This window comes from Salinibacterium sp. SWN248, assembly GCF_015864575.1.
In the GTDB taxonomy this organism is placed as follows: Bacteria; Actinomycetota; Actinomycetes; order Actinomycetales; family Microbacteriaceae; genus Rhodoglobus.
Genome location: NZ_JADYWW010000005.1, coordinates 1 through 797, shown reverse-complemented (window position 1 = coordinate 797; position 797 = coordinate 1). Strand labels below are relative to the sequence as shown.

Genomic DNA, 797 nt, shown 5'->3' with positions numbered 1-797 from the left:
GGGAGACTGTGAAGCTTGGACGCTAGTTCAGGTGGAGTCATTGTTGAAATACCACTCTGGTCATATTGGATATCTAACTTCGAACCGTAATCCGGTTCAGGGACAGTGCATGGTGGGTAGTTTAACTGGGGCGGTTGCCTCCCAAAAAGTAACGGAGGCGCCCAAAGGTTCCCTCAACCTGGTTGGTAATCAGGTGTCGAGTGTAAGTGCACAAGGGAGCTTGACTGTGAGACTGACAAGTCGAGCAGGGACGAAAGTCGGGACTAGTGATCCGGCAGTGGCTTGTGGAAGCGCTGTCGCTCAACGGATAAAAGGTACCTCGGGGATAACAGGCTGATCTTGCCCAAGAGTCCATATCGACGGCATGGTTTGGCACCTCGATGTCGGCTCGTCGCATCCTGGGGCTGGAGTAGGTCCCAAGGGTTGGGCTGTTCGCCCATTAAAGCGGTACGCGAGCTGGGTTTAGAACGTCGTGAGACAGTTCGGTCCCTATCCTCTGCGCGCGCAGGAAATTTGAGAAGATCTATCCCTAGTACGAGAGGACCGGGATGGACGAACCTCTGGTGTGTCAGTTGTTCCGCCAGGAGCACCGCTGATTAGCTACGTTCGGAATGGATAACCGCTGAAAGCATCTAAGCGGGAAGCCAGCTTCGAGATGAGATTTCCATGGCTTAGGCCGAGAGACTCGCAGCTAGACTACTGCGTTGATAGGCTGGATGTGGAAGCAGGGACTAACGACCTGTGGAGCTGACCAGTACTAATAAGTCGATAAATTGATAACACCCCACCTCACTGGG

1 rRNA gene is annotated in these 797 nt (G+C 53.5%); it reads left to right on the top strand.

The annotated features are described in order from the left end of the window. Positions 1-782: ribosomal RNA gene (locus I6E73_RS14535) — 23S ribosomal RNA — on the top strand; the annotation flags it as partial. Positions 783-797 lie beyond the last annotated feature (15 nt).